This window comes from Cryptosporangium phraense (genome assembly GCF_006912135.1).
Taxonomy (GTDB): domain Bacteria; phylum Actinomycetota; class Actinomycetes; order Mycobacteriales; family Cryptosporangiaceae; genus Cryptosporangium; species Cryptosporangium phraense.
Genome location: NZ_VIRS01000010.1, coordinates 37,574 through 61,767, shown reverse-complemented (window position 1 = coordinate 61,767; position 24,194 = coordinate 37,574). Strand labels below are relative to the sequence as shown.

Genomic DNA, 24,194 nt, shown 5'->3' with positions numbered 1-24,194 from the left:
ATTATGGCCAGTCGACCGACAGGTACTGCGTCTCGGTGAACTCCTCCAGCCCGGCCCGGGCGCCTTCGCGGCCGAGCCCGGACTGCTTCATCCCGCCGAACGGCGCGGCCGGGTCCGACACCAGGCCGCGGTTGACGCCGACCATCCCGGCCTCGAGCGCCTCGCCGATCCGCACCGCGCGACCGAGGTCACCGGCGTACACGTAGGCGGCCAAACCCATCTCGGAGGCGTTCGCGTCCGCGAGCATCGCGTCCTCGTCGGTCCAGGCGACGATCGTCGCGACCGGCCCGAAGATCTCGGCGTCGAGGATCTCGCTGGTCGCGAGCCGGGCATCGTCCGGCAGGCGGAGGGCGGTCGGCGGGTAGAAGTACCCGCCGTTCGCCGGGACCTCCGCCCGGGCCACGACCCGTGCGCCCGCGGCCACGGCCCGGTCGACCAGCCCGGTGACCGTCTGCACCGCCGTCGGAGAGATCAGCGGTCCGACGTCGGAGGAGTCCGCCGCCGGTCCGACGGTCAGCGCCTCCAGGCGCACGCCGAACCGCGCCGTGAATTCCTCGACGACGTTCCGGTGGACGTAGAACCGGTTGGCCGCCGTGCACGCCTGGCCGCCGCCCCGGAACTTCGCGATCATCGCGCCGTCCACCGCGGCCTCGAGATCGGCGTCCTCGGTGACGATGAACGGCGCGTTGCCGCCCAGCTCCATCGAGCTGTTCACGACCCGGTCGGCGGCCTGACGCAGCAGCAGCCGGCCGACCCGGGTCGAGCCGGTGAACGAGATCTTGCGGACGCGCGGGTCGGCCAGCCACGTCCCCACGACGCCGCCGGCGTCGGTCGTCGGCACCAGGTTGACGACGCCGTCCGGCACCCCGGCCTCGGCCAGCAGGTCGAGCAGCGCGATCGCGGTGAGCGGGGTCTCGGCCGCCGGCTTGAGCACGACCGTGCACCCGGCGGCCAGCGCGGGCGCGATCTTCCGGGTGGCCATCGCGGCCGGGAAGTTCCACGGCGTCACGAGCGCGGCCACCCCCACCGGGTGCTCGGTGACCAGCGTGCGGGTGCCGCCGGCCGGCGACGGTCCGTAGCTGCCGCCGCTGCGCGCGGCCTCCTCGGCGAACCAGCGGAAGAACTCGGCCGCGTAGACCACCTCGCCCCGGGCGTCGCTGCGCGACTTGCCGTTCTCGGCCGCGATCAGCCCGGTCAGCCGGTCGGCGTCGGAGATCATCAGCTCGTAGGTGCGGCGCAGGATCTCCGATCGAACGCGCCCGGGTGTCCGGCGCCAGGCCGGGAACGCGGCCGCGGCCGCGTCGACCGCGGCGGTGGCGTCGTCCTGGTCGCCGTCGGCCACCGAGGCCAGGGGGGCGCCGGTCGCCGGGTCGTCGACGTCGAAGAGCCCGGAGCCGCCCTTGCGCCGCTGACCGGCGATCACCAGCCCGTGCCCAGGGTCGAGGCTCGCGATGTCTGTCATGGTTCCAGCGTTGTGCGGGCCGGCTATGCCGTCCAATGCTCATGTCTGATGAGCCGTATGCCTCGGAGGCATGATGGGCCCATGGACCTGCACACGCTGCGCTATCTGGTCGCGGTCGCCGACGCCGGCACGGTGTCGGCGGCCGCCGAGGTCGTCCGGGTCACGCAGCCGTCGCTCTCCCGTCAGCTGCGCGGCCTGGAGCGCGACCTGGGGGTCGCGCTCTTCGAGCGCGGCCACGGCCGGCTGACGCTCTCCCCGGCCGGCCGTCAGCTGCTGCCCCGGGTCCGCGACCTGCTCGCCCGAGCCGACGACCTGCGCACGGCGGCCGCGCTGGAGGCCCACGGACGGCTGGAGCGGATCACGATCGCCGCGCCGACGACCACGCTCACCGACGTCGTCTCGCCGTTCCTGGCCACCCTCCGGCCCGACGACCCGGTTCCCGCCGTCTTCGAGTCCGACGCGCTCACCCCGGCGGACGCCCGGCGGCGCGGCGCCGATCTGGTGCTGACCACGATGCGCCCCCGGCCTCCGTTCGGCGTGCACTCGCTGCCGCCGCTGCCGGTGCTGGCGTACGTCCCGGCCGGGCACCCGTGGCACGGCCGTCCGTCGGTGCCGCTGGCCGAGCTGCTGGACGAGGAGCTCATCGGCCTGCCGCCGGGCCACTCGGCCCGCCGGGTGCTGGACGCGGCGATGGTGACGGCCGGGGCGACCCCGGCGGCACTGCTCGAGGCCAGCAACGGGACCGTCGCCCAGGCGCTGGCCGCGGCCGGCCGGGGCATCGCGGTGGTCTCGGACGATCCCCGCTTCGGCCTGCACGCGATCCGGATCGCGCTCGACGAGCGGACGTTCCTGGAGGTCCGTCTGCACTGCGCCTGGGACCGGGCCCACCCGGCCGCCGGGCTGCTCGAGGGAATGGCCCACCGCCTGGGCGTCTTCGTCACCGAGCGCTACTCCTCCTCCAGCTTCTGAATCCGATCCGCGAAGTCGCCGGCGAACCGCTGCACCAGCGTCAGGAACGCGGCCCGGTCGTCCGGCGTCCACCCGTCGAGCACCTCCCGGATCCACCCGAGCACCGTGCCCAGATACTCGCCGACCGTCGCCGACCCGGCCTCGGTCACCTCGATCAACCGGGCCCGGGAGTCGTCCGGATCGACGACCCGCTGCACGAGTCCGCGCCGCTCCAACTCCGGCAGGTGACGCGTGACGTGCGGCCCGACCACCTGCATCCGGTTCGCGATCTCGCCGATCCGCAGCGGCTGACCGGCCGTCTGCAGCGTGATCAGGATCGTCAGCGCCGGCCGCTCGACCTCGATCCCGGCCCGCACCATCGCCCGCTCTTCCAGGCGTCCCCGCCGGATCGCGTTCCCCACCCTCGTGAACCCGGCCAGCACCGACCGCAGCTCGTCGTCCTCGTCCGCCATATAGATGCCTTACTTAGGTATATAGTTGCCCCCGTCGGAGAAGCGTACCTAAGTTAGGTAATCGAAATGACCTCTGTCCTCATCTCCGGAGCGAGCATCGCCGGGCCGGCCCTCGCCTACTGGCTGCGCCGGTACTCCTTCGACGTGACGATCGTCGAGAAGGCCGGCGCGCTGCGCGGCGGCGGCTACCCGATCGACGTCCGCGGCACCGCGCTCGACGTCGTCGGCCGGATGGGCCTCTACCCCGCACTGGCCGCCCAGCACGTCGACACCCGGCAGATCACGTTCCTCGAGCCCGACGGATCCGTCCTGACCTCCCTGCGACCGCACCTCCTCGACGCCGGCACCGACCACGACCTGGAGATCCGTCGCGGCGACCTCGCCGCCGCGCTGTTCGGCACGATCCGCGACGACGTCGAGATGATCTTCGACGACTCGATCGAGGCCCTCACCGAGCACGACACCGGCGTCGACGTCACGTTCACCGGCGGCGAGCACCGGACGTTCGACCTCGTCGTCGGGGCCGACGGCCTGCACTCGCGCACCCGCGGCCTCATCCTCGGGCCGGAGGCGCCGTACCACCGCTACCTCGGCTACTCGTTCGCCGGCTTCGGCGCACCCAACCACCTGGGGCTCTCCCGCGAAGGCGTGATGTGGAACGTCCCCGGCCGCACCGCCGCGCTCTACGCGGTCGGCGACCGGCCCGAGCGCATCCACGCGTTCCTCAACGTCAGCCTGGCCGAACCGCCGCTCGACGCCCACCGCAACCCGGCCGAACAGCGCCGCATCGTCGCCTCGGCGTTCGGCGGCGACGAATCCTGGGAGATCCCCGGGCTGATCGCGACGATGCAGCAGGCCGACGACATCTTCTTCGACGTCGTCAGCCAGATCCGCCTGCCCCGGTGGTCGTCCGGGCGGGTCGCGCTGGTCGGCGACGCCGCCCACGCCCCGTCGTTCCTCACCGGGCAGGGCACCAGCCTGGCCCTGGTCGGCGCGTACATGCTGGCCGGCGAACTGGCCTCGCACGACGACCACCGGAGCGCGTTCGAGGCCTACGAGAAGCACACCCGCGAGTTCGTCGAGCTCAACCAGGCCCTGGTCGGCGCGGGCGAGGCGACGATGTTCCCGTCCACGCCCGAGGCCCTGGCCCGCCGCAACGCGATGCTCACGCAGCTCACCGAGATCCCGTCCGACGCCGAGGTCGCCCATTCGGCCCTCGTGCTTCCCGACTTCACTCGCTGACGTCCCGCCACACCTGCCTCGGGCGTTCAGTGGAACCCGTTCCAGTGAACGGGCTTCACTGCTACTTTTCGTCCTCGTGCAGAAGTTTGTCGTTGTCCTGCACCACCCTGATGTCAGTTCCGCCACGCTCTCCCCTGCCGTCCGGAATGCGCTCTCGGCGTCCGGCGCGACCGCCGTCTCGCTCAACGTCGACGACGCGGACGTCGCCCCGGCGCTGCGCTTCGGTCCCGGCGCGCCGATCACCGCGCTGGTCTCGATCTGGACGGACGGCGAGCCGGCGGACGTGATCCCGGTCGTCGCCGACGCCGCCGGGGAGCCCGAACCGCACGCCTACCGGGTCACCGAGCGGGTCCGCCTGGACCTGGCCCCGGTGCCCGACGGCGTCCGCACCGACGCGCTGGCCCAGATCGCACTGCTGCGGCGGCCGGAGTCGATGAGCCGGGACGAGTACCTGGAGTACTGGCTCGTGCACCACACCCCGATCGCGATCCGGACGCAGGGCACGGTCGCCTACGTCCAGAACGTCGTCGAGGACGTGCTGACAGCGTCGTCACCGCCGGTCGCGGCGATCGTCGAGGAGCACTTCCCGATGGCCGCGCTGACCGATCCGCACGTGTTCTACGGCAGCGCGGGCGACGACGCCGAGCGTGCCCGCCGGGAACGCGAGTTGATGACCAGCGTGTCCCGGTTCGGGGCGGACAAAGGCCTCGATCTGGTCCCGACAAGTCGTTACTCCTGGAAACTCTGACCCTGCTGTCCGTCTAACAAATAAGAGAACACGTGTAACAGCGGGCGAGGCCGGCTGTGACTTCTACAAGGGGTGTAGCTCGTGAAGCAGATCCGCGGCCGCAGGCGGCCCGCGCTGGCCGGTCTGGCCGCCGCCGTCGGCGTCGCCCTCGTTCTCTCCGCCTGCGGAGGGCCCGACAACGACAACGCCCGCGACGCGGCCAAGGGCTACGACCCGGACGCCAAGGTGACGATCACCTGGTGGACGGGGCAGCAGGAGCCGCAGATGGAGAAGGCGGCCGAGAACCTGGCCGCCGAGTACCAGCGAAAGCACAAGAACGTCACGATCAAGACGTCGGCCGGGGCCCAGGTGACCGACGACCTGCTGCCGAAGCTCACCAGCTCGTTCAACAACGGCAGCTACCCCGACGTGTCCTACGCGTTCGGCAGCTGGGCCGGTCAGCTGGCGGCCACCGGCAAGACCCAGGACCTCGCCGACTTCGTCCGCGACCCCGAGTTCGACTTCCAGGACTTCCCCAAGGCCGCCCAGGAGACCGCGACGGTCAACGGCGTCGTGATCGGCATCCCGGCGCTGGTCGACAACATCGGGCTGATCTACAACAAGGCGCTGTTCAAGGAGGCCGGGGTCGCGCTCCCGAACAAGCGCTGGAGCTGGGAGCAGTTCCGGATCGCGGCGAAGAAGCTCACCGACGAGGAGAAGGGCGTCTACGGCACCGCGTACTCGATCTCCGGCAGCGAGGACACGACCTGGCACCTGTGGCCGCTGCTCTGGCAGCACGGCGGGCTGATCCTCAACGGCAAGAAGCCGGCGTTCAACAACGAGGCCGGCGTCGCCGCCCTGGAGACGCTGCGCCAGATGGCCGTCGACGACAAGTCGATGTTCCTCGACCAGACCGACGAGAAGTACCCGCAGATGTTCGCGAACGGGAAGATCGGCATGATGATGTCCGGTCCGTGGGAGCTGCTGGGGCTCTCGGACACCAACATCGACTACGGCGTCACCCAGCTCCCGGGCTACAACGGTGACCACCAGACCGTGTCCGGTCCCGACCTGTGGGTGCTCTTCAACCACGACAACGCGAACCGGGCCGGCGCGTCCCGCGACTTCATCAAGTGGCTGACCAGCAAGGACGTCGACGCGAAGTTCAACCTGGCGATCGGTAACCTGCCGCTGCGGGGCGTCGAGCAGACCACGATGCAGTTCGCCGCCTACGCCCAGGAGTACCCGGGCGGCCGGGAGTTCTTCAACAACCTCGAGAACGCCCGCCAGGCCCGCCCGACCGTGCCCGGCTACGCCGAGATGTCGAAGTACGTCGGCGCCGCGATCGCCAAGGTGCTCAAGGGCCAGGCCAAACCACAACAGGCTCTGGACGACGCCGCCGTGAAGTCGGCGCCGGCACTCGAGGGCTCCTAACCGCTCGCCAGAGCGTCCACATAGGTAGTGAAGGCCGGCACGGCCGCGGCGGAGTACCGGCCGATGGCCGAGCGGAGGGCGGGGCCGGGCCAGTCCGGAGGCATCAGACCCGGCGGGAGCCGCGGCTCCCGCAGGGTCTCGACCAGGATCGGCGTCAGCGTGCCGGCGTAGGCGCGCAGTGCCTCGGCCGGGTCGGACGACGACGGCGGGGCGCTCTGCAGCACCTCGAGGTACGCGCGGTAGTCGGCGGCCAGGGCGGGCAGGCCCCAGGCGATCGACGCGGCCGCGGCCGCGTCCTCGACGCTCAGTTCCAGGCGCGCGGGCCAGACCCGGGCCTCGGCCGGCCGGTCGGCGAGCACCCCGTCGAGCCGGGTGCCGAGCTCGGACATCGAGATCAGGACGCCGGGCTGCAGGATGCCGTAGCCGGCCAGCAGCGCGGCCCGGCGTAGCGCGTCGCGGAACGGACGGTGCTCCTCGGGCACCTGGTAGAGCACCGCGGCGAACGAGCCCTCCCACTCAGGCGGGCGGTGGCCGTCCGACGTGCGGATGCGCTCGAAGCCGCGGGCGAGGTTCCCGGCGAGCCGGTAGTCGACCGTGCGCCCGTGCCGCTCGCCGGTGAGTTCGCCGGCCCGGGTCAGCCGGGACAGCAGCGCCCGGGCGGCGTCGTCGGACATACCCAGGTCACCGAGCAGCCGGCGCAGCGCGGTACCGGGCAGGGAGGGACGGCCGGCCAGGCCGAACAAGAACGGGACCAGCCCGGCCGAGCGACTATGCGTGATAACCTCGCTCACGGTCGTAGCCTACTGCGTCACCTATTGGGGAGTCCGTCCGTGGCCGATGAGAAGCCTGCGAGCGACCAGTCCGCCCTGCAGTCCTGGGTGATCCCGATCGTCGCCAACATCGTGTTACCGACCGTCACCTACTTCGTGCTCACCGGCGCCGGCCTGGGCGAGGTGCCTGCGCTGCTGCTGTCCGGCCTGTGGCCGGCCGCCGAGCTGGCCTGGACCGTGCACCGCCAGCGCCACGTGGACGAGTTCAGCGTGTTCGTGCTCATCGGCCTGCTGGCCGGCGTCGCCACGACCGTGTTCTCGGACAGCGCGCGGGCGGTGTTCCTCAAGGACTCGGTGACCACCGGCGTGCTCGGGGTGGTGTTCCTGGCCACGCTGCTGGCCGGCAAGCCGCTGACGTTCTACTTCGGCCGCCGGTTCGCGACCGACGGGTCGAAGGTGCAGCGGGACTGGTGGGACGGGCTGTGGGCGCACCCCAATTTCCGGTCGGTGCAGCGGACGCTGACGACGGCGTGGGGGGTGGCGCTGTTGGGTGAGGCGGTGATCCGGGCGGTGTTGACGTGGAAGCTCGGTACGGGGCCGATGGTGGTAGTGAACAATGTGGTGCCGTATGTGGTGATCGCCGGGTTGATCGGGCTGTCGATCACCGTGGGGCGGCGGGCCCAGGCCGGGGCCCGGAGGAGGGGCGCCGCGGACGCGATGCCACCGACCGCGGTGGAGACGTCGTAGTCCTGGCCGGGAACCGCCAATGGGCGGTGCCGTGCGGGCCTCGGCCTCCGGGGGCGGCCCTCTCGACGTCGTGACCGGTGGCCCGGGCGGTGAGCCACAGCTGGCTACGGACCAGACCGCGAACGGCGCGGCGACGCCCCGAGCCGTTCCGGTGCGACGACCGGTCGGCCATCCCGGCCGCGACCCTGGCTGCGCAACGCTCGGCCCAGTGCTGGGCGATCCGCCAGCAGACCGGATGGAACGTCGCACCCCGCGACGGGCCGGCCCGCTCGACCATCTGACACACGAAGCGCCCTCAACCGGACTCGGTAGCCACCCCGCCAACGACCCGGCCCGCACGACTCCTACGCGAGCATCGTTCCGTCCTCCAAATAGCGGGAGACCTGGAAGCGGAGGCCCTCGCAGGCGGCGGCCAGGCGCGGGCGGCCGGACTCCGGCAGACGCTCACCCGCCTCGCTCGGATCGCAGAACGCGAACCGTGGATAGTCCTCGGCCCGGATCGTGCCCCCGTCGAAGACGAGGTCGAGCCGGTCCTCCCCGGTCACGTAATCCACGACCAGCAGCCGACTCGGCGCCCGGTCCAGCGCGATCTGGTCGTGCAACAGACGGCGGGCCGCTTCGCGCGGGGCTTCGCCGTCCGGGACGGCTCCGCCGGGCATGGCCCAGTCCGGCTTGCCGACCAGCAGGATTCGGCCCTGCTGGTCGCGGACGAGGACGTCGACGTTCACGAGCTTGCGGGGTTTCTGCCCGGCTCGCTCCTGGATCGGCAGTTCTCGGGTCTCGGTCACGGCAGTTCCGTTCCCACTCGCCCGCCTTCTCATTCCTCGTGCGATGCTGTGAGAGCGCTATCCCGGGAAGCGCTCTCTTTCGTCCCACTGAAGGCGAGGACCATCGATGCAGTTCCCCGCTGAGTTCGTGTTCGGATCGGCCACCGCGTCGTACCAGATCGAGGGCGCCGTCCACGAGGACGGACGCGGCCCGTCCATTTGGGATACTTTCAGCCACACGCCGGGCAAGGTGCTCGACGGCGACACGGGCGACGTCGCCGACGATCACTACCATCGCCTCGACGAGGACCTCGACCTGATGGCCGAGCTCGGCCTGGAGGCCTACCGGTTCTCGATCGCCTGGCCCCGGATCGTCCCGGCCGGCCGTGGGGCGGTCAACCAGGCCGGCCTCGACTTCTACTCCCGGCTGGTCGACGGCCTGCTGGCCCGTAACATCCGGCCGGTCGCGACGCTGTACCACTGGGACCTCCCCCAGGCCCTGGAGGACGAGGGCGGCTGGACCGTCCGCGGCACCGCCGAGGCGTTCGCGGCCTACGCCCGCGTCGTCGGCGAGGCGCTCGGCGACCGCGTCCACACCTGGACGACGCTGAACGAGCCCTGGTGCTCGGCCTACCTCGGGTACAGCTCCGGCGTCCACGCCCCCGGGCGCACGGATCCGCTGGCCGCGCTGCAGGCGGTGCACCACCTCAACCTCGCCCACGGGCTCGCGCTCCGCGAGCTCCGGCAGGTCGTCCGGCCCGACGCTCAGTTCTCGGTGACGCTCAACCTGCACGTCTTCCGTCCGGTGGGCGCGTCCGGCGAAGCGGCCCGGTCGAAGGTCGACGCGTTGGCGAACGGCGTCTTCCTGGGCCCGATGCTCGAGGGGGCCTACCCCGCCGAGTCGCTCGAGGTCACGAGCTCGATCACCGACTGGTCGTTCGTCCGGGACGGCGACCTGGAGCTGATCCGCCAGCCGATCGACGTCCTCGGGGTGAACTACTACAGCACGAACCGGGTGTCGCTCTGGGACGGCACCGGTGAGCTGCAGCGGGCCGACGGGCACGGGGCGTCATCGGCGACCGCCTGGCCCGGCGCGGACGACGTCGAGTTCCTGCCGACCGACCCGCCGCACACCGACATGGGCTGGAACATCGACCCCCAGGGCCTGGAGGACCTGCTGGTCGAGCTCGGGCAGCGGTACCCGGACCAGCCGCTGATGGTGACCGAGAACGGCGCCGCGTTCCCGGACGTCGTCGCCGAGGACGGCCGGATCCACGACGCCGACCGCACCGACTACGTCCGGCGGCACCTGCGCGCGGTGCTCAACGTCCGCGAGAAGGGCGTCGACGTGCGCGGGTACTTCCTGTGGTCGCTGCTGGACAACTTCGAATGGTCGTACGGGTACTCGAAGCGCTTCGGCATCGTCCGGGTCGACTACGAGACCCTGGAACGGACCCCGAAGGATTCCGCGCGCTGGTACGCGTCCGTAGTGCGGAACCGGTCGTTGGACTGAAGGTAGGCCAGCAGCGCGGCAGCGAACGCCGGGTCGGCGGGCGCGGTCATGTGGTCGCCGGGGACCAGCGCGAGCCGGGCCCCGGGGATCGCCGCCGCGAGGGCGGCCGGGTCGCCGACGGCGCGGTCGTCCTCGCCCGCGAGGACCAGCACCGGCGTGCGGCCGAGCCGGACTCCGGCCGGCTCGTCGAACGCGGCCCCGCGCTGCGCGGCGGCCAGGGCCTGCCGGTCGGCGCCGAGCAGGTCCGCGTACCGGCGCAGCCGGTGGCCGAGCGGGTCGGTGGAGTCGGCGAGCATCGCGGTCGCGATCGCCTCGCGGCTGCGGCACTCGCGTGGGTGCAGCACCGCGTCGCCGACGCCGGCCAGCACGACGCTGCGCACCTGCGGGTGCGGCACGACCCGCGCGGCGGTGAACGCCCCCATCGAGTAGCCGACGAGGTCGACCGGGGTGCCGAGCCGGTCGAGCAGGTCCTCGACGTCGGTGACGAACACCCCGCCGGTGTAGGCGGTGTCCTGGTGCGGGCGGTCGGAGTGGCCGTGGCCGCGGGCGTCCGGCAGCACGACCCGCCGCCCGGCGCGGTGCAGCGCGCCGGCTACCCCGGTGCGGACCCAGTTCGCCTCGGCCGTGCCCGCGAACCCGTGCAGCAGCACGACGGTCGGGCCGTCGGCCGGGAGGACGTCGTACGAGAGCCGTAGGCCATCCCGGGCAACGAGGTACATACCCCTACAGTGCGCCGTTCCGGCGCGTCCGCAAGGCTCATCGGACGGTGACGCGCACCACCGCGCCGGCGATCCTTGACCTCTCTCCTTCTGAACCGGGTCGGGTCCGGCGTCGTGGCTCGGGTATGGAGCTCTCCGGAACCGTCCGCTCACGCAACGCTCTGGACGACCGTGCGCTGACGACCGTCGCGCTGGTCGGGCTGGCCGGGTGGCTGGCGCTGACCGTGCTGTGGCCGATGGGCGCGCTGCCGGCCGGCGCCGGTTGCACCGACGCGTCGACCGAACTGATCTGCACCGGACTCGGGCTGAAGGTGGCCGCATACCTCCCGGTCGGCTCGGCCGCCGTCGCGCTGGTGCTCGGGCTGGGGAGCCTGGCCGCCGGCCACCGCGCCCGCCCGTGGCTGATCCGCGCCGCCTATGTGCTCGCGCTGCTCGGCGGCCTGATCGCGGCCCACATCGCGTCGGACGTGCCGTAACCGGATTGCTCCCGACTGGGGTTGCTCACCGCGCGGGTGGGAATGTCCAGCCCTATGCCACTACCCGACGACCTGCGTGCGGTGCTCCAGAACAGCGCGATCTGCTTCTTCAGCACGCTCATGCCCGACGGCTCCCCCCAGACGACGCAGACCTGGGCCGACACCGACGGCGAGCACATCCTGATCAACACCGTCGACACCCACCAGAAGACCCGCAACGTCCGCCGCGACCCGCGGGTCTCGCTGGGCATCGGCGACCCGGCCGCGCCGATGCGGTCCTGGGCGGTCCGCGGCAGCGTCGTCTCGATGACGACCGACGGCGCCCGCGAGCACATCGACGCACTCTCCCAGCGGTATCTCGGCCGTCCGTACCCGGGGTTCGGAGGCGGTGGCGGCGAGCGGGTCCTGCTCACGGTCAAGGTCGAGACCGTCCATTGACTTAGAGCGCGCTCGAACCCCTAGCGTTCGACGCACCACGAAGAATCGAGGAGACGAGTACATGGAACTCGGTCTGCACATCGCCGACTTCACCTGGGACGGCGGCCCGGCACAGCTCCGCACGGCGCTCGCCACCCACGTCCGGGACGCCGAAGCCGCGGGCGTCACCCGGATCACGGTGATGGACCACTTCTGGCAGATCCGCGGGGTCGGCCCGGCCGAGCACGAGATGCTCGAGGCCTACACGACGCTCGGCTTCCTCGCCGCGCACACCGAGAAGGCGCTGCTGTCGACGCTGGTCACCGGCGTGATCTACCGTGAGCCCGCCCTGCTGGCCAAGCAGATCTCGACGCTGGACGTCCTCACCGGCGGGCGCGCCGGGCTCGGGATCGGGGCGGCCTGGAACGACGAGGAGTCGGAGGGCCTCGGGTTCGCGTTCCCCTCGGTCGCCGAGCGGTTCGAGCGGCTCGAGGAGGCTCTTCAGATCTGTTTGCAAATGTGGTCGGAGTCCGAGGAGCCGTACGACGGCAAGCACTACCGGCTCGGGCGGACGCTGAACTCGCCGCAGAACGTGCAGGCCCGGCCGCCGATCATGATCGGGGGTGGGGGCGAGAAACGCACGCTCCGGCTGGTCGCGCAGTACGCGGATGCGTGCAACATCGGCGGCGACGTCGAGACCGTGAAGCACAAGCTCGGTGTGCTGCGCCGTCACTGCGACGAGGTCGGGCGGGACTACGACGCGATCGAGAAGACGACGATCTTCCCGATCGACCCGAGCAGCACCGCCGACGACATCGTCCGCACCGCGAGTGGGCTCCGGGACGCGGGGTTCACGGTTGCCTACGTCTACGCGCACGACATCACCGACCGGCAGTCGATCATCGACCTGTTCGCGGCGGCGGTCCCCGAGCTCGCGTAGATGAGGTGTGCCGGGACGTTCCCTCGGCCGGGGCCGTCGTGTCCTGGCTGGTGGTTTCCGGGGCGCTAGTCGCAATGCCGGTTAGTTAGTGCTGGTGGTGAGGTTGTCGACCCGGTTCGGGGCGGTAATGGCAGCGGAGCTCCGGTAGAGAGGTTTGTCCTTCCGAGACAACCTCATGTCACCTGGAGCTCCGCTGTCCACGGATTCTGTCATCACCCGGTCGGTCGGTGCGGCCCCTGACCGGTTCGCGGCCGGCCATCTGGGTGAGCTGACTCAGCAGGTCCCGTTCGAGATGGTCGACGAGGTCCTGGCTGAGACCGGCGCGGTTCAGGCCCGGGTCCGGAACCTTCCGGCCCGGGTCGTGGTGTATCTGCTGCTGGCAGGCTGTCTGTTCACCGGGATCGGATACCGGCAGGTCTGGGCGCGGCTGATCGCCGGCTTGGAAGGCCTACCGGTGCCGATTCCGACGGCTTCGGCGTTGACCCAGGCCCGGACGAGGCTGGGCGCGGGCCCGTTGCGCAGGTTGTTCGAGGTACTCGCCGGCCCGGCGGCCACCGGCAGGGTCCCGGGAACACGATGGCGGGGACTACTGCTCTGCGCGATCGACGGCACCCTGCTCTCAGTGCCCGACAGCCCAGCGAACCTGGGTGTCTATCGCAAACAGGCCGGTGGACCCTGCGGCGGCGGCTCCTATCCGACGCTGCGCCTGGTGACCCTGCTGGCCTGCGGAACCCGCACGGTGATCAGTGCGGTCTTCGGGCCCGCCAGCACCGGAGAGACCCGTTACGCACCTGGCCTGTTCGCTGCGCTGCGCCCAGGGATGCTGGTGCTGGCCGACCGGAACTTCACCGCAGGCGGGCTGATCACCGCGATCAACTCCACCGGCGCGCAGGTGTTGTTCCGGGCCAGGACCGGGCGCGGAGGCCCGGCGCTGCCCGCCCTGGCCCGCAACCCCGACGGATCGTTCCGCTCCGTGTTCGGCGGCGTTGCGGTTCGGGTCATCGACGCCCGGATCAGTGTCCGGACCACCGCCGGGTCCCGGACCCAGACCTACCGGCTGCTCACCACCCTGCTCGACACCAGCCGCTACCCCGCCGCAGAGCTGATCGGCCTCTACCACCAGCGATGGGAAATCGAGACCGCCTATCTAGAGCTCAAATCGGGGCTGCTGGGCGGACGCGTGCTGCGCGCCCGCACCCCAGCCGGTGTTGAACAGGAAGTCTGGGCGCTGCTGATCTGCTACCAGGCCATCCGCACCGCAATGACCGACGCCACCAACAGCGTCCCCGACCTCGATCCCGACCGAGCAGGATTCACCACCGCCCTGCACGCCGCCCGCGATCAGGTCATCCACGCCGCCGGCGTCATCGCTGACACCACGATCGACCTGGTCGGCGCGATCGGCCGAGCCATCCTCGCCGACCTTCTACCCGACCGGCGGCCCCGGACCAACGCCCGCACCGTCAAACGCGCCATCTCCAAATACAACGCCCGCGGCCCCCACATCGACCGCCGAACCTACCCGACCACCGTCACCATCGACGTCCTCACCGGGACAGACAAACCAGACCAGCCCTTAACTACCCGGCATTGGCGCTAGTCGGGGTCGATGGGGGCGGTGCCGAGGATCGTGAAGCTGACGGCCCAGTACGTGACGTAGAGGGCCAGCAGTACGAAACCGTGCCAGCGGCGGAGACGGCCGGTGCGGATGAAGCACGCCGAGAGCCACGTCATCCCGATCAGCACCGGTAAGTGCCAGGCCAGGACGTCGCTGCCCACGGCGATCCGGCCACCGGTGAGCAGGATGATGCCCAACTTCGCGGTGACGCCGAAGACGACGCTGCCGATGACGTTGCCGATCCCGATCTCCGGGGCACCGCGGCGGTTGGGTTCGACGGTGAGGAAGATGTCTTCCAGCGAGAGCACGAGGGTGGCGATCGTCGCGCCGAAGAGGGTGCCCTGGATTCCGTAGCCGTCGAGGATTCCTCCGATGCCCGAGCTGGTGATCGCGGCGCCGGCGATCAGGCCAGTCAGGGCGACGACCGCCAACGCCAGGCCGCCCCACTTCGGCAGCGGCCGGGTCTTCGAGAACGGCATCATCACCGTGAACGGCGCCTCGCCGCCGCGAGCCGTCGACACCTCGCCGCCGGGAGCCGTCGGCGGCTCGCCGCTCGGCGGCCCCGTCCCGCGGCCGGGCCGTGGGGGCTCAGGTGGGTCGTCCGGTCCCCCGCCGATCCGCTCGAGGATCTCGGCGTTGCGGAAGATCGGCGTCGTGCTCTGCAGCTCCTTCGTCGCGACGTACGCCAGAAACGCCCCGAACAGCGCCAGCAACACCACACCATCCCCGGGCGTCAGCGGCGCCGACAGCACGAACGGGATCATCATCAGCGGCGACGCGGCGAACAGCGCCAGGTAACTCCCCGGGATGTTCACCCTGGTCGGGCACACGATCGCGGCCAGCGCCAGGACGATCCCGGTCATCGAGATCGCCGTCCCGAACACGGTCCCCAACGCCACCCCGCCCAGGTGCTCGACGTTGAGCGCAACGCCCAGCGCGACGTCGTCGAACTCGATGCCGGTGAACAGGATCGCCAGCAGGAACACCGAGATCCGCAGCCCGCTGGCCGCCCCCACCAGATACACGATGAGCTTCTCGGCGCTGTAGACCAGCACCCCGGCCCCGAGCGCGAACACCAGGATCGACATCATGCCCGGGCCCGGTGCGGCCGGGGAATCAACGGTACGTCCACCGACTCGTTCGCGGCCGCGACCGCGTCGGTGACCAGCGCGTGATCCGGCGAGAGGTGACAGACCGGATCGGTCCGCGCGGCGTCCCCGGTCAGCTGGAACGCCTGGCACCGGCACCCACCGAAGTCCACGCCCCGCCGATCGCACGACGCGCACGGCGACGGCATCCAGTCCGTCCCCCGGAACGCGTTCATCACCGGCGAGTCCGCCCAGATCGAGGCCAGCGACGCCGAGTGCACCGACGCCCTCGGCAGCGGCAGCGACTGGGCCGCCGGGCACGGCAGCACGTCGCCGTTGGGCGTCACGGTCAGCTGCCGGGCGGCCCAGCCGCCCATGCACGGCTTCGGATACTTGCCGTAGTAGTCCGGCACCACGTACAGAACGTCCAGGTCCGACGACGAGAAGCTCCGCACCACCTCCTCGGCCGCGGCGAGCTGCGAGCGCGACGGCAGCAGCGCGTCCCGGTTCTGCCAGGCCCACCCGTAGTACTGGGTGTTCGCCAGCTCGACCCGGTCCGCCCCCACCGAGGCCGCGAACTCCAGCAGCTCCCCGACCCGGTCGATGTTCTGCCGGTGCAGCACGACGTTGACGGTCAGCGGCCAGCCCAGTTCCTTCACCACGCGCATCGCGGCGACTTTGCGGTGGAACGACGGGATCCCGGCCAGCCGGTCGGAGATCAGCGGCTGATCGGCCTGGATGCTGATCTGCACGTGGTCCAGCCCGGCGTCACGCAGGCGCGACGCCGTCCCCCGCGACAGCCCCACCGCGCTGGTCACCAGGTTCGTGTACAGACCGAGCGACGAAGCGGCCGACACCAGCGCAACCAGATCCCGCCGGAGCAACGGCTCGCCGCCGGACAGATGGCACTGCAGCACGCCGAGGTCGCGGGCCTCGGAGAACACCCGCGCCCAGTCCGACGTGGACAGCTCCTCGGTGTAATCCCCCAGGTTCACCGGATTCGAGCAGTACGCGCAGGCCAGCGGGCACCGGTACGTGAGCTCGGCCAGCAGCCCGAACGGCTCAGCCATCGGCCAGCTCCACGCACCGCCGGGCCACCAGCCCGTCGACGAACCGCTGGACCTCCCCGGCCGGCACCGTCCGGTACCGCACGGCCAGCGACTCCTCGATCTCGGCCACGGTCCGCGACCCGTCGCACTGCTCGAGGATCGCCGCGCCGGTCGCGTTGAGCACCACGACCGTCTCCGGCAGCAGCAGGATCGGCTTCTGCCGGGTGGTGTCGAACGTCAGCCGCACGTGCCGCGCCAACCGGGGCCGGCTCACGGGTACGCCTTGTCGATCGCGTCCAGCTGGCTCCACAGCACGTCGCACTTGAACGACAGCGCATCGACGGCCGCAGCCTGGGACTCGGCCGAGAGGCAGTACGTCGTCACGACCTCCAGCGCGTGCGAGCAGTCGCGCGGCGCCTGGGTCAGCCGGTTCCGGAAGTACTCCAGCCCCGACGGCTCGATCCACGGGTAGTACCGCTCGAAAGCAGCCAACCGCGAGGCCATCAGGTCCGGCGCGAACAGCTCGGTGAGCGACGAGGCCACCGCCTCCACCCACGGCCGCGTCCGGCAGAAGTTCACGTACGCGTCGACCGCGAAGCGCACGCCCGGCACCAGGTGCCGATGGTCGAGGATCTCCTCCCGGGTGAGGCCCGCCGCCTCCCCCAGCCGCAGCCAGGCCTCGATCCCGCCGTCGCCGGGCTCCCCGTCACTACCGGGAACACTGCCGTCGTGGTCGGTGATCCGCCGGATCCAGCGCCGTCGGACGTCCACGTCCGGGCAGTTGGAGAGGATCGCCGCGTCCTTCCGCGGGATGGCTTCCTGGTAGTAGAAGCGGTTGGCCACCCACCCGCGCAGCTGCTCCGGGGTGCAACGTCCCTCGTTCATGCGGACGTGGAACGGGTGGGCGTCGTGGTAGCGCTGGGAGTGGGCCCGCAGCGTGGCGACGAAGTCCGTACCGAGTACCGCGGTCATAGCTCGATCTCCAGGCCGTCCATGGCTACCTCCAGGCCGCGCGCCTCGACGGCCCGCCGCTCGGGCGAGTCGTCGAGCAGGATCGGATTCGTGTTGTTGATGTGGACGTAGATCACCCGCCGGAAGCCGGACAACGGCTCGAGGCTGTCGAGAATCGGGAGGTGCCCCATGTCCCGGGCGGTGCGGGCCGGGCCCATCTCGTCGTCGCGGAAGAACGAGCCGTCGAACAGCAGCACGTCGGCGGGGTCGAGCGACGGCAGCGCCTGCGCGCCCGGCAGGTAGACCAGCGTCCCGCCGGAGTGGGTGTCGGTGATCCGGTACCCGACCACCCGGCCGGCCCCGACGCCCACCCCGAACCGGTCGCGCTTGGTCGTCGGGACGTCGAACGCCCGGCACGACAGCCCCGGGGCCAGCACGAACTCCACGCCGAGATCCACCGGGCGCCACTCGACCCGGCAGTACCTCGCGAGCAACGGCAACAGCCCCGAGCCGTCGTGGAGCGTCTCGTACACCGCCGGGGTGGCGTACAGCTCGACGACGTCCGCCTCGCGGAGCAACAGCAGCCCGGCGGTGTGGTCGAGCTCGGCGTCGGTGAGAAGTACCGCGGACAGGCGCAGGCCGTCGACCTGCGTCCGGACGTCCGGCGAGGCGTTGAACAGGAACCACTGACGGTCGTCGACCGTCACCGCGAGGGACGACTGGGTGCGCGGGTGCCCGGCGCCGGACCGGACCGCGGTGCAGACGTCGCAGTGGCAGTTCCACTGCGGCGAGCCACCGCCGGCCGCCGAGCCGAGCACCCGCGCCTTCACGTCAGGGCTCCAGCGTGCCCATGTACATGGTCACCTCGGGGGCGACCGAGACTTCCTCGAACGAAGGCGTCTCCCACTCCATCATCGGCTGTTCCTCCTCTCGACTATTCCGGCAGGGCGAACACGAACAGGGCGCTGCCGTGGCCGGCGCCGAGCATGCCGGGCAGGAACCCCTCGGCCCAGCCGCCCCAGCCGACCGGGACCGCCACGTACTGCCGTCCGTTCACCGCGTACGTGATCGGGCTGCTGTGGTGGCCGCTGCCGCACTGGAACTGCCACAGCTGCTCCCCGGTGCGGGCGTCGAGCGCGTTGAACTCGCCCGACGGCTCGCCCGCGAACACGACGTCACCGCCGGTGACCAGCGTCGACGCGCACATCGGGAGCTCGTTGCGCCAGCGCCACTTCTCGTCGCCGTTGGCGTCGAACGCGCTGACGTAGCCGACCGCCTCCTCGATGTCGACCTGAACGCCCGCGCCCCAGTACGGGATGCTCTCCTTGAACTCCCGGCGGCGCCGGGTGGCCGTGGCCCCGACGTCTTGCACCGGGACGTAGAACAGGCCGGTGCGCGGGCTGTAGGAGGCGTGGGTCCACTCCTTGGCCCCGGCCGGGCCCGGGTAGAAGTGCACCGGCACGCCCTCTTCGTCGGGATAGACCTTGGCCGCGACCTGGCCGTCGCGGGTGATCGCGCCCCAGGTGATCCGGTCGACGAACGGCGTGATCGAGACCCGCTCGCCGTTCGTGCGGTCGAGGACGAAGAAGTAGCCGTTCTTGTCGAAGTGCCCGAGCAGCTTGCGCCCGTCGTGCTCGAACAGGATGCACTCCGAGATGCTGTCGTAGTCCCAGACGTCGTGCGGGGTGCACTGGTAGTGCCAGCGGATCTCGCCCGAGTCGACGTCGACCGCGACGACGCTGTCGGTGTACAGGTTGTCGCCCTCGCGGACGCCGCCGTCGAAGTCGGGCGCCGGGTTGCCGGTGCCCCAGTACATCAGGTTCGTGTCCGGGTCGAACGTCCCGACCAGCCACGGGTTGCCGCCGCCGCGGGCCCAGGCCTCGCCGTCGGCCGGCCAGGTCTCGGCGCCCGGCTCGCCGGGCTTCGGCACCATGTACGACCGCCAGCGGTGTTCGCCGCTCTCCAGGTCGAACGCGTCGAGGTGCCCGCGGACGCCGAATTCGCCACCGGCGCTGCCGACGACGACCATGTCCTTGATGACGATCGGCGCGCTGGTGGCGCTCTCCCCGGCCCGGACGTCGCCCTTGACCTTGTCCCAGACCTTCTTGCCGGTCGTCGCGTCGAGCGCGATCAGGTGCGCGTTGGCGGTGACGAAGAAGACCTTGTTCCGGGCCACCGCGACGCCCCGGTTGACGTTCCCGCAGCACAGCGAGACGTCGAACGGGATCGCGTGCTTGTAGCGCCAGATCTCGGTGCCGGTCGCCGCGTCCAGGGCCCAGACCCAGCCGTCCCAGCCGGACAGGAACATGATGCCGTCGACGACGATCGGCGTCGCCTCGAACGAGTACGTCGATGCGCCCGCGATGATGCCGCTGCTGCCGGCCTGGAACACCCACGCGGGCAGCAGGCGCTTGACGTTCTCGGTGTTGATCTGGTCGAGCGGGCTGAACCGCTGGCCGTCGTGGGCTCCGTAGTAGGTGAGCCAGTTCTCGGGTTCCGAGCGGGCGTCCAGAATGCGCTCGTAGGTGACGTTCTCGGTGACGGGCGGGGCGACCTCGCCGCCGGCGACCTTGCCGGACAGCCGGCCCTGGTCGACGGCCTCGCCCGCGTCCACGTACTCGACGGTCATGGTTCCTCCTTACGGGCGGGGCTGCGGCGGGCGGTCGAGGCGGGCTTCCGGGGGTACGTCACCGAGGACGACGATCGTGCCGGTGAGTCCGCGGCCCTCGTCGTTGCCGGTCGGCGAGCTGAACCAGTAGTAGCCGGGACCGTCGAGATTGAGCGTCGCGCGGCCCTTCGAATGGTTGACCAGCCAAATGAATTTGCGGTCGCCATTACTCGGCAGTAACGCGCAATGCGTGTTCAGGTCGTCGTTGATCAGCGTGAGTTCGACGTCGCCACCGTGGGGCAGGACCAGAATCGACGGATCCCAGCAGATCTCGTCGGGCTGGATCCGGATCGTCGCTTCCATCGTGCCGTCGGCCCGCTCGGTGGCCTGCCCGATGTTGCCCGTGTTCAGCACTTTCCCGAGCGCGGCCTTGTTCTGGCCGTCGAGCCCGAGTTTCTCCAGCAGTAAATCGCGGTCCTGCGCGGTCGCCATCGACCCATCCTCTCCTCGGATTCTCCCGATCTATTTCTGGGCACGCGAAATAGCGCCGTCCAATGAGGATTCGTAAGCAGCTATTACGCCGGACTTTACGCCCGCGAAATAGGACGGACAAGGAATTCCGGCCCGATGCCGTTCGTCCGCGATCGGCGACCGTTCACCACCGGAACGCCACCGCTCAGCGGCCGAGGTTCAGAACGCCCAGGTTCATGACCTTGTCCCAGGCCCGGACGAAGTCGCGGACGAACGGCCCGGCCCCGTCGTCGGCCGCGTAGTACTCGGCGATCGCGCGCAGCCGGGCGTCGGCGCCGAAGACCAGATCGACGCGGCTCGCGGTCCAGCCGCCGCCCTCGAACGTCTCCGGGGTGCGCGCCGCCCAGGCGGTGCCCAGCAGGTTGACGAAGAAGTCGTTGGTCAGGACGCCGGGGGTCGCGGTCAGCACGCCGGTGGACCCGTCGTGGACCACGCCGAGCACCCGCAGGCCGCCGACCAGCACGGTCATCTCGGCCGCGGTGAGCGTCAGCAGGCTCGCCCGGTCGACCAGCAGGTGTTCCGAGGGGCGCCGGGCGCGCGGGCCGCGGTAGTTGCGGAAGCCGTCGGCGATCGGTTCGAGCGGGGCGAACCACTCCGGGTCGGTGTCCTCCTCGGTCGCGTCGCCGCGGCCCGGCGTGAACGGGACCGGGATGCCCGCCGCCTGCTCCAGCGCGGCGCAGCCGCCGAGCACGATCGCGTCCGCGACCGAGATGCCGGGCAGGCCGGTCAGCACGTCCAGGACCTGGGCCAGCGACGCCGGGTCGTTGACCGCCCAGCTGCGCTGGGGCTCGAAGCGGAGGCGCCCGCCGTTCGACCCGCCCCGTCCGTCGCTGTTCCGGTAGGTCGACGCGGATGCCCAGGCGGCGGCGATCAGCTGGGTGCGGGACAGCCCCGAGCCGAGGATCCGACTCTTCAACGCGCCCAGGTCGAGCCGCGCCCGGGCCGGAGATGCGGGCACCGGGTCCTGCCAGGGCAGCGTCTCGGCCGGAACCAGCGGGCCCAGATAGCGCTCACGCGGGCCCAGATCGAGGTGGGTGAGCTTGAACCAGGCCCGGGCGAACGCGTCGGCGAGCTGGTCGGGGTGCTCGAGGAACCGCCGGGCGATCGGCGCGTAACCGGGGTCGTAGCGCAGGGCCAGGTCGGTGGTGAGGAACGTCGGCGCGTGCCGCTTGGCCGGGTCGTGCGCGTCCGGGACGGTACCGGCCCCGGCGCCGCCCCGCGGGACCCACTGCCAGAGCCCGGCCGGGCTCAGAGCGACGTCCCACTCGTAGCCGAACAGCGCCTCGAGGTAGGTGTTGTCCCAGCTCGTGGGCGTCGGGGTCCAGGTGCCGTCGAGGCCGCTGGTGATCGTGTCCGGCCCGGCGCCGGTGCGGTGGGTGTTGCGCCAGCCCAGCCCCTGGTCCTCCAGCCGGGCCGCGGCCGGCTCCGGACCGAGGTGACGCTGCGGGTCGGCCACCCCGTGCGTCTTCCCGAACGTGTGGCCGCCGGCGATCAGCGCGACGGTCTCCTCGTCGTTCATCCCCATCCGGCGGAACGTGGCCCGGATGTCCCGCGCCGACGCGTACTGGTCGGGGACGGTGTTCGGCCCCTCCGGGTTGACGTAGATCAGGCCCAGCTGTTCGGCGGCGAGCGGTTCGTCGAGCTCGCGGACGCCCCGGTGCCGTTCGTCGGCCAGCCAGGCCTGCTCGGGTCCCCAGTAGACGTCGTCGGGCTCGAGCACGTCGACGCGTCCGCCGGCGTAGCCGAACGTCCGGAAGCCCATCGTCTCCAGCGCGCGGTTCCCGGCGAAGACCATCAGGTCGGCCCAGGAGACCCGGCGGCCGTACTTCCTCTTCACCGGCCAGAGCAGGCGGCGGGCCTTGTCGAGGTTGCGGTTGTCGGGCCAGCTGTCGACCGGCGCGAACCGCTGCAGGCCGGCGGCGGCTCCGCCCCGCCCGTCGGCGACCCGGTAGGTCCCGGCGCAGTGCCAGACCATCCGCAGGACGAGCGGCCCGTAGTGCCCGAAGTCGGCCGGCCACCAGTCCTGCGACGTCGTCAGCACCGCGTCGACGTCGGCGGCCAGCTCGTCGAGGTCGAGCGTCGCGAACGCGGCCGGGTAGTCGTCGTCCAGCGGGGGCGACTTCGGGAGGGCCCGCAGGTCGAGCCGCTCGTCCGCGGTCGCGGACACCTTCCCGAGCGACACCGAGTACGGCCGCTCCACCGACGCGTAGTACTCGGCCGAGGCGGAGGCCGACGCGGAGGCCGCGCCCGAGGCCGACGCCGGCGGCGGGGCGGGCAGGCCCAGGCCGCCGCCGCTGCCGGTGTCGGGCATCAGATCTCCAGCGCTCGTCGCACGGCCGGGGCATTCCGGCGCGAGACCGGCACCATCCCGTCCTCCTGGTCGTCAGCGTCGGCCATGACCAGGAACAACTCGCCGCCCCGGCGCCGCTCGACCTCGCGTACCCGGCCGAGGTTCACCACGTACCGCCGGTGCACCCGCAGGAACCCGGCGTCGGACAGCTCGTCGCCCAGGCTGTCCAGGCTGGACGACGCGGCCCGTAACCGGCCCTGGTCGGTCGAGAGCCAGACGTCGTTCCCCTCCGACTCGGCGAACGCGACCTCGGCCAGCCGCAGCAGCACTGTCCGGTTCTCCCGCGTCGCCACGACCCGCCGGGACCGGGGGACGTCCTGCGGTGCGCGCGGGGTCTCGTCGGCCGCGGCCGGGAGGTGGGCCTCGTCGGAGGCGCTGAACTCGACCAGCGTGCCGATCAGCTGACCGGTCCGGAAGACCGGGCGGAGCGTGATCGGGGTCGGTTCGTCGGTGAGGTAGGTGAAGATCTGGGTCGAGCCGACCCAGTCGGGGTTGCGGGCCGCCTGGCGGCTCGCGTATCGGGCCGCGCCGGTCAGCCCGGGCACGCCGGGCGTCCAGCGGACCGTGGGGTCCAGGGCCGGGACCGCGGCCGGGACGCCCAGCAGCACGCTCGCGGTCTCGTCGGCGATCACGACCTTGCCCGCGGTGTCCAGCGCGGCCAGGGCCGCGGTCGTGCCGGCCCGGGCCAACGTGTAGGCCGCGACCAGCTCGGCGCCGCTGTCCCGGGCCCGGCGCCGGAGCAGGCACTGGGTCTTGGTGGCCGCGTTGCCGAGCCAGCTCACCGCGAGCGGCGGGAGCTGGCTGCGCCAGCAGGAGATGTTGAGGACCGCGATCGGGTCCCGGTTGACGACGTCCCGGACGGCGACGCCCGCGCAGACCCAGTTGTGGAACGCCTCGCACCAGTGCTCGGCCCCCCGGACCAGCACCGGGCCGTGGGCCTCGAGCGCCATGCCCATGCCGTTCGTCCCGGCCGCCGACTCCGACCAGCAGAACCAGGGCGCGAGGTTGGCCTGCTCGGCGCGCGAGACCGTGACCTGGTCGCCCCAGGAGGCCAGGATCCGGCCGGTGCCGTCGGTGATCGTGACGACGCCGCCGGCCACGCTCACGTCGTGGGCCAGGGCCGCGGCCCGGAAGCCCAGCTCGGCGAAGACCGCGTCGTGGTCGGGCGTGTGGTCGATCTCGGCGATCGCGATCGGCGCCTCGGTGAGGTGCGGGTCCACGCGGTACCGCTCCCGGCAGCGGTGCCAGGAGATCGCCACTTCGGGCCGGACGCCCGACACGTGGTCGTCGCCCCGGATGAATCGTTCCCAAGCCGCGTAGATGCTCGGTTCGCGGCGATTTCTGTCTCTCATGGTGAAGAACCG

At 71.4% G+C, this 24,194-nt stretch carries 25 protein-coding genes; 10 read left to right on the top strand and 15 right to left on the bottom strand.

What is annotated here, in order from left to right:
* Position 1 precedes the first annotated feature (1 nt).
* Entirely contained in the window at positions 2-1,462 is a 1,461-nt protein-coding gene (locus FL583_RS15935) for an NAD-dependent succinate-semialdehyde dehydrogenase (protein ID WP_142705434.1), read from the bottom strand.
* Between the two features lie 81 nt (positions 1,463-1,543).
* Between FL583_RS15935 and FL583_RS15930 the strand changes: the two genes are divergently transcribed.
* The gene (locus tag FL583_RS15930) at positions 1,544-2,431 is read left to right on the top strand and encodes a LysR family transcriptional regulator (RefSeq protein WP_142705433.1); all 888 of its coding nucleotides are present in this window, start codon (positions 1,544-1,546) and stop codon (positions 2,429-2,431) included.
* Here FL583_RS15930 and FL583_RS15925 read toward each other — a convergent pair.
* Positions 2,410-2,883, bottom strand: coding sequence for a MarR family winged helix-turn-helix transcriptional regulator (locus FL583_RS15925; RefSeq protein ID WP_142705432.1), 474 nt, complete (start codon positions 2,881-2,883; stop codon positions 2,410-2,412). The two genes, FL583_RS15930 and FL583_RS15925, sit on opposite strands and share 22 nt — an antisense overlap.
* Positions 2,884-2,949: 66 nt before the next feature.
* On the opposite strand from FL583_RS15925, the gene FL583_RS15920 reads away from it, so the two are divergent.
* The 3 genes from FL583_RS15920 (at position 2,950) to FL583_RS15910 (ending at position 6,286) form a co-directional block, all read left to right on the top strand.
* Positions 2,950-4,125, top strand: coding sequence for an FAD-dependent monooxygenase (locus FL583_RS15920; protein WP_142705431.1), 1,176 nt, complete (start codon positions 2,950-2,952; stop codon positions 4,123-4,125).
* A 76-nt stretch (positions 4,126-4,201) separates the two neighbouring features.
* Complete coding sequence (locus FL583_RS15915; RefSeq protein WP_142705430.1) at positions 4,202-4,873, top strand: EthD domain-containing protein; 672 nt, start codon at positions 4,202-4,204, stop codon at positions 4,871-4,873.
* An 81-nt stretch (positions 4,874-4,954) separates the two neighbouring features.
* A complete protein-coding gene (locus tag FL583_RS15910) occupies positions 4,955-6,286 on the top strand; it encodes an ABC transporter substrate-binding protein (protein WP_205752177.1) in 1,332 nt (443 codons plus the stop codon).
* Here the strand turns inward: FL583_RS15910 and FL583_RS15905 are convergent.
* A complete protein-coding gene (locus FL583_RS15905; protein ID WP_142705429.1) occupies positions 6,283-7,077 on the bottom strand; it encodes a PaaX family transcriptional regulator C-terminal domain-containing protein in 795 nt (264 codons plus the stop codon). The two genes, FL583_RS15910 and FL583_RS15905, sit on opposite strands and share 4 nt — an antisense overlap.
* A 39-nt stretch (positions 7,078-7,116) precedes the next feature.
* Here FL583_RS15905 and FL583_RS15900 point away from each other — a divergent pair, with 39 nt between their 5' ends.
* Positions 7,117-7,803: a VC0807 family protein gene (locus tag FL583_RS15900; protein ID WP_142705428.1), complete on the top strand. Its 687-nt coding sequence runs from the start codon at positions 7,117-7,119 to the stop codon at positions 7,801-7,803.
* 344 nt (positions 7,804-8,147) lie between these two features.
* Here the strand turns inward: FL583_RS15900 and FL583_RS15895 are convergent, their stop codons facing one another.
* Positions 8,148-8,591, bottom strand: coding sequence for an NUDIX domain-containing protein (locus tag FL583_RS15895; RefSeq protein WP_170323674.1), 444 nt, complete (start codon positions 8,589-8,591; stop codon positions 8,148-8,150).
* A 106-nt stretch (positions 8,592-8,697) separates the two neighbouring features.
* Between FL583_RS15895 and FL583_RS15890 the strand changes: the two genes are divergently transcribed.
* The gene (locus tag FL583_RS15890) at positions 8,698-10,083 is read left to right on the top strand and encodes a GH1 family beta-glucosidase (RefSeq protein WP_142705426.1); all 1,386 of its coding nucleotides are present in this window, start codon (positions 8,698-8,700) and stop codon (positions 10,081-10,083) included.
* Here the strand turns inward: FL583_RS15890 and FL583_RS15885 are convergent.
* A complete protein-coding gene (locus FL583_RS15885) occupies positions 10,005-10,802 on the bottom strand; it encodes an alpha/beta fold hydrolase (protein WP_170323673.1) in 798 nt (265 codons plus the stop codon). The genes FL583_RS15890 and FL583_RS15885 overlap by 79 nt on opposite strands.
* A 125-nt stretch (positions 10,803-10,927) precedes the next feature.
* Here FL583_RS15885 and FL583_RS40145 point away from each other — a divergent pair, with 125 nt between their 5' ends.
* From FL583_RS40145 to FL583_RS15870, 4 genes are all read left to right on the top strand, one after another.
* Complete coding sequence (locus tag FL583_RS40145) at positions 10,928-11,278, top strand: hypothetical protein (protein ID WP_170323672.1); 351 nt, start codon at positions 10,928-10,930, stop codon at positions 11,276-11,278.
* A gap of 54 nt (positions 11,279-11,332) precedes the next feature.
* Positions 11,333-11,716 carry a TIGR03618 family F420-dependent PPOX class oxidoreductase gene (locus tag FL583_RS15880; protein ID WP_142705424.1) on the top strand — a complete coding sequence of 128 codons (384 nt, stop codon included), beginning with the start codon at positions 11,333-11,335 and terminating at the stop codon, positions 11,714-11,716.
* Between the two features lie 61 nt (positions 11,717-11,777).
* Positions 11,778-12,635, top strand: a complete 858-nt coding sequence (locus FL583_RS15875; protein ID WP_142705423.1) for an LLM class F420-dependent oxidoreductase — start codon at positions 11,778-11,780, stop codon at positions 12,633-12,635.
* 175 nt (positions 12,636-12,810) lie between these two features.
* Entirely contained in the window at positions 12,811-14,235 is a 1,425-nt protein-coding gene (locus FL583_RS15870) for an IS4 family transposase (protein WP_276611618.1), read from the top strand.
* Here FL583_RS15870 and FL583_RS15865 read toward each other — a convergent pair.
* The 10 genes from FL583_RS15865 to FL583_RS15820 all read right to left on the bottom strand — a co-directional run bounded on the left by FL583_RS15865 (position 14,232) and on the right by FL583_RS15820 (position 24,182).
* Positions 14,232-15,344 carry a sodium:calcium antiporter gene (locus FL583_RS15865; RefSeq protein ID WP_142705422.1) on the bottom strand — a complete coding sequence of 371 codons (1,113 nt, stop codon included), beginning with the start codon at positions 15,342-15,344 and terminating at the stop codon, positions 14,232-14,234. The two genes, FL583_RS15870 and FL583_RS15865, sit on opposite strands and share 4 nt — an antisense overlap.
* Positions 15,341-16,411, bottom strand: a complete 1,071-nt coding sequence (pqqE, locus tag FL583_RS15860; RefSeq protein ID WP_142705421.1) for a pyrroloquinoline quinone biosynthesis protein PqqE — start codon at positions 16,409-16,411, stop codon at positions 15,341-15,343. Before pqqE ends, FL583_RS15865 begins: the two co-directional genes overlap by 4 nt.
* Positions 16,404-16,664, bottom strand: coding sequence for a pyrroloquinoline quinone biosynthesis peptide chaperone PqqD (pqqD, locus tag FL583_RS15855; RefSeq protein WP_205752175.1), 261 nt, complete (start codon positions 16,662-16,664; stop codon positions 16,404-16,406). The genes pqqE and pqqD overlap by 8 nt, the downstream gene beginning before the upstream one ends.
* Positions 16,661-17,362: a pyrroloquinoline-quinone synthase PqqC gene (gene pqqC / locus FL583_RS15850; RefSeq protein WP_142705419.1), complete on the bottom strand. Its 702-nt coding sequence runs from the start codon at positions 17,360-17,362 to the stop codon at positions 16,661-16,663. Before pqqC ends, pqqD begins: the two co-directional genes overlap by 4 nt.
* The gene (gene pqqB, locus FL583_RS15845; RefSeq protein ID WP_142705418.1) at positions 17,359-18,171 is read right to left on the bottom strand and encodes a pyrroloquinoline quinone biosynthesis protein PqqB; all 813 of its coding nucleotides are present in this window, start codon (positions 18,169-18,171) and stop codon (positions 17,359-17,361) included. The genes pqqC and pqqB overlap by 4 nt, the downstream gene beginning before the upstream one ends.
* A gap of 1 nt (position 18,172) precedes the next feature.
* The gene (pqqA, locus tag FL583_RS42950) at positions 18,173-18,253 is read right to left on the bottom strand and encodes a pyrroloquinoline quinone precursor peptide PqqA (protein WP_420843149.1); all 81 of its coding nucleotides are present in this window, start codon (positions 18,251-18,253) and stop codon (positions 18,173-18,175) included.
* A gap of 22 nt (positions 18,254-18,275) precedes the next feature.
* A complete protein-coding gene (locus tag FL583_RS15835) occupies positions 18,276-19,970 on the bottom strand; it encodes a PQQ-dependent dehydrogenase, methanol/ethanol family (protein ID WP_142705417.1) in 1,695 nt (564 codons plus the stop codon).
* A gap of 9 nt (positions 19,971-19,979) precedes the next feature.
* Complete coding sequence (locus FL583_RS15830) at positions 19,980-20,441, bottom strand: MSMEG_3727 family PQQ-associated protein (protein ID WP_142705416.1); 462 nt, start codon at positions 20,439-20,441, stop codon at positions 19,980-19,982.
* A gap of 184 nt (positions 20,442-20,625) precedes the next feature.
* Positions 20,626-22,791, bottom strand: a complete 2,166-nt coding sequence (gene katG / locus FL583_RS15825) for a catalase/peroxidase HPI (protein ID WP_142705415.1) — start codon at positions 22,789-22,791, stop codon at positions 20,626-20,628.
* Positions 22,791-24,182 carry a DNA-binding protein gene (locus tag FL583_RS15820; RefSeq protein ID WP_142705414.1) on the bottom strand — a complete coding sequence of 464 codons (1,392 nt, stop codon included), beginning with the start codon at positions 24,180-24,182 and terminating at the stop codon, positions 22,791-22,793. Before FL583_RS15820 ends, katG begins: the two co-directional genes overlap by 1 nt.
* Between the last annotated feature and the right edge of the window lie 12 nt (positions 24,183-24,194).